At 73.3% G+C, this 3681-nt stretch carries 3 protein-coding genes; 2 read left to right on the forward strand and 1 reads right to left on the reverse strand.

Translation table 11 applies throughout. The features are described 5' to 3' along the window. On the forward strand, positions 1–2341 hold a 2341-nt coding region (locus RYN42_RS19980), incomplete at its 5' end, for an AAA domain-containing protein (RefSeq protein WP_315099326.1). Positions 2342–2371: 30 nt separating this feature from the next. Beyond that, positions 2372–2674 carry a hypothetical protein gene (locus tag RYN42_RS19985; RefSeq protein WP_315099329.1) on the forward strand — a complete coding sequence of 101 codons (303 nt, stop codon included), beginning with the start codon at positions 2372–2374 and terminating at the stop codon, positions 2672–2674. Here the strand turns inward: RYN42_RS19985 and RYN42_RS19990 are convergent. Further along, positions 2658–3401, reverse strand: a complete 744-nt coding sequence (locus RYN42_RS19990) for a metallophosphoesterase family protein (protein WP_315099332.1) — start codon at positions 3399–3401, stop codon at positions 2658–2660. The genes RYN42_RS19985 and RYN42_RS19990 overlap by 17 nt on opposite strands. Positions 3402–3681: the final 280 nt, after the last annotated feature.

Raw genomic sequence — 3681 nt, forward strand, 5'->3', positions numbered from 1 at the left:
GGACCGGGCGGCGTCGGGCTGGCGCGAGCCGCTGTCCGCGCCGGACGCGGCGGCCGCGCTGGAGATCGCCCGGCGGCGCGAGCAGTCCGTCTGGAAGTTCCTCGACGGCGGCTGGCGTCGCGTGAAGCGGCTGGTCGGAGCCGGGTTCGACGCGGGCGAGCGGCAGGTCCGGCCGTCCGTCACACAGGCTCTCGAACTGCTCGTCGCGCGCTACGGCACGGCCGCGCGGGCCGACGCCCTCGCCCAGGAGCAGGCGCGCGAGTGGGGTCACGGCGACCTGGCGGTGCTGACCGAACGGATCGCGGCGATCCGGCGGCACACCGGGACGCTCGCCGAGTGGCGCACGCGCCTGTCCGACGCCGAGCCGGACGACGCCCTCGACGGGCTGGCGGACCGGGTCGAGGCGGTGCGGACGTGCCTCGCGGGCGTCGTCGCCGGTGCCGACGACCTGCCGCTGAGCGTCCTGCGCGACGAGCTGAGGGGCCTGACGGGTGCAGACGGTCAGACGCTCGTGCGCGCCACCGCGGCCACCCTGCGGGACCTCGCCGGGGCGCCGACCGTCCTGCGTGCGCTGCGGAGCCTGGACGCGTCCGCGGACCAGCTCGAGTACGCCGTGGTCGCCGCCTCGATGCGGGAGGCGCGCGCGCAGGAGCCTGCGCTCGACCGGTTCGACGGCGAACGCCTGGCGGACCTGCTGGACCGGGTGGCCGAGCGAGCGCCGCAGCTGCAGCGGGCCAACGCCGACGTGGTGACCGCCCGCCTGCGCGCCCGGTTCACCGCCGCGGTGACGCACTCGCAGCGGAGCGTGAGCGGGATGCCGCAGGACGGCCGCGCGGCCAAGGCGGCCTGGATGGCCGGGCGTCGGGAGCTGGAGCACGAGTTCGGCAAGGTGCGCGCCTACAAGTCGATCCGGCACCTGGCGTCGGCGGACCCGGGCGTCGTCGTGGCGGCCATGCGGCCGGTGTGGCTGATGAGCCCGTCGTCGCTGTCGGACACGCTGCCCCTGGAGACGTCGTTCGACGTGGTGATCTTCGACGAGGCCAGCCAGATCCCGGTCGAGGAGGCGGTGCCGGCGCTGTTCCGCGGCGCGCAGGTGATCGTGGTGGGCGACCGGATGCAGCTGCCGCCGACGCGGTACTTCCAGGTGGGCGGGGCTGCGACCGACGAGGACGCCTCGGTCGGTGCGGTGCTCGACTCCGACAGCTTCCTCGCGGTCGGCTCCGTGCGGCTGCCGTCGACGATGCTCACCTGGCACTACCGCAGCCAGTACGAGGCGCTGATCCAGTTCAGCAACGCGGCGTTCTACGAGGGCCGGCTCACGACGATCCCCGACCGGACCCTCACGCACGTCCGCGCACGCCCGCTGGAAGTGGCGGTGGGCGCGTTCACCGCCGCCGACGTGGTCGCTGCGGTCGACGGGCTGCTGGAGCGCAGCATCAGCGCCATCCGGGTGCTCGACGGGGTGTACGAGCAGCGCACCAACCCGCGCGAGGCGGTCTGGATCGCGCACCTGGTCCGCGAGCTGCTGGCGCGGGAGACCGGTCAGACGCTCGGCATCGTCGCGTTCTCGGAGGCGCAGCAGTCGGAGATCGAGCGCGCGCTGGAGCGGCTGGGGCGTGAGGACGCCGACTTCGCGCGGCTGTACGACGCCGAGATCGCCCGCGAGGAGGACGGCCAGGTGGTCGGGCTGTTCGTGAAGAACCTGGAGAACGTCCAGGGCGACGAGCGTGACGTCATCCTGATGAGCGTCTGCTACGGCCCCGGCTCGGACGGTCGCATGCGGATGAACTTCGGCCCGATCAACAACGCGGGCGGCGAGAAGCGGCTCAACGTCATCTTCAGCCGCGCCCGCCGGCACATGGTCCTGGTGAGCAGCATCGACCACACCGCGATCACCAACATCTACAACGACGGCGCGAACACCCTGCGCGGGTTCCTGCACTACGCCGACGCGGTCTCCAACGGGGACGCCGCCGCGGCCGCCGGGGTGCTCGCGTCCCTGCGGGACCGAGCCGGGATCGTCGCCTCGTCGGCGACGTCGCCGCTGGTCGAGCAGATCGCCGACGCCGTCCGCGCGGCCGGGGTCGAGGTCGTCGTCGGCGTCGGGCAGTCCGCGTTCCGCGCCGACCTGGCCCTGCGACCGTCGGGGGCCCTGGAGCACACGGTCGGGGTGCTCGTCGACCAGCCGGCGAGGCTCACGGCGCACTCCCTCGACGAGCGCCGGGTCACGCAACCGACCGCGCTGCGCTCCGGCGGCTGGCGCGTGGTGCAGGTGCTGGCCACCGAGTGGGAGGCCGATCCCGACGAGGTGGTGCGGCGTCTCGTGGCTGCGGTGGGGTGAGCGGCCGGTCCGCGCCCCTACTGTTCGGGCATGACGACGCGACCAGGTGCGCTCGCCGGCGTCGTCGGCATAAGCATCGTCGTCGTCCTGATCTCCGCGTTCCTGTGGACGATCGGGCTCCTCCTGGGATCGCCATTCATGGCGTCGCCCCCGAGCCGCGACGGCGTCGTCGGCGGCGCCGTCCTCCGGGTCGTTGCTGTTCTCCTGTGGGCGGTCCCCGTCGTCGCCGCCTGGCAGCAGCTGGGCCGAACCGCCGCGCGGACGACCGCCGTGGTGATGGGCACGTGCCTGGCCGTGTCGCTCACCGCGGCTGCGGTCATCGGCCTGTGGTGAGCCCCAGCTCCGCGTGCCGGCCGCGGTAGACGCCGGTGCGCAGCTCGATGCTCCAGGCCTCCAGCGTCGGCATCCCGGCGGCCTCAGCCACAGCCAGCTCCGCCTCGACGTCGTACGGCACGCGCACGATCTGGATCCCGAACGTGGCGCCGACCTCTTCGAGGATCACGTAGGACGCGGTCGTCTCGTCCAGCGGGTTGCCGACGCTGCCCACGTTGACCAGCGTCCGGCCGCAGTTCGTCTCCACGTAGGCGTCGTGGACGTCGCCGTAGAGCACCACGGTCGGCACCGGACCGTCCCCGGTCAGCTCGGTCGTGGCGAACATCGCGGCGAACTCGTCGTCGGTGTGGTGGAAGTGGACCCGGGTGTACACGCTGGTCGCGGACGCGTGGACCAGGCGGATGCGACGGCCCGCGAGGACGAGATCGTGACTGAACGGCAACGCCTCCAGCCAGGCGCGGTCGTCGTCGGTCAGCTCGTCGTGCCACCAGCGGATCGCCGGGTCCTCGTGGTCACTTGACACCGGCAGGAAGTCGTCCCAGTTGCCGCGAACCGTGACGGCGCAGCGCTCGCGGGTGCGCGCGATCGCCGCCGAGCCGCGCGGCCCCTTTCCGGCCACGTCGCCGAGATTGAGCACGGTCGTGATGCCGCGCGCGTCGATGTCGGCCAGCACCGCGTCGAACGCGGTGAGGTTCCCGTGGACGTCGGACATGACCGCGATACGCATGCGCGCCAAGGTAACGGGCACACCTGCCGGCGACGACCGGTGGGTCCCGCTCGAGGCGCGACTGGGCGCCGTCTCGGTGGACGACGGTGCGCCGTCTCGGTGGACGACGGTCCGTCGTCTCGGTGGACGACGGTGCGCCGAGCTGGGCGACCACGGCGCACCAACGCGGGCGCTGCCTTCCGCGGGGTCCGGCGGCACTGGGCCGCGGGGACGTCGACTGCTGACGGTCAGAAGGGTGGGTTGCCGAGGGGTGGTGGGGTCGGTGGTGGGGGTCGGTGGG

Origin of the sequence: uncultured Cellulomonas sp. (genome assembly GCF_963527515.1) — a bacterium.
Lineage (GTDB): Bacteria > Actinomycetota > Actinomycetes > Actinomycetales > Cellulomonadaceae > Cellulomonas.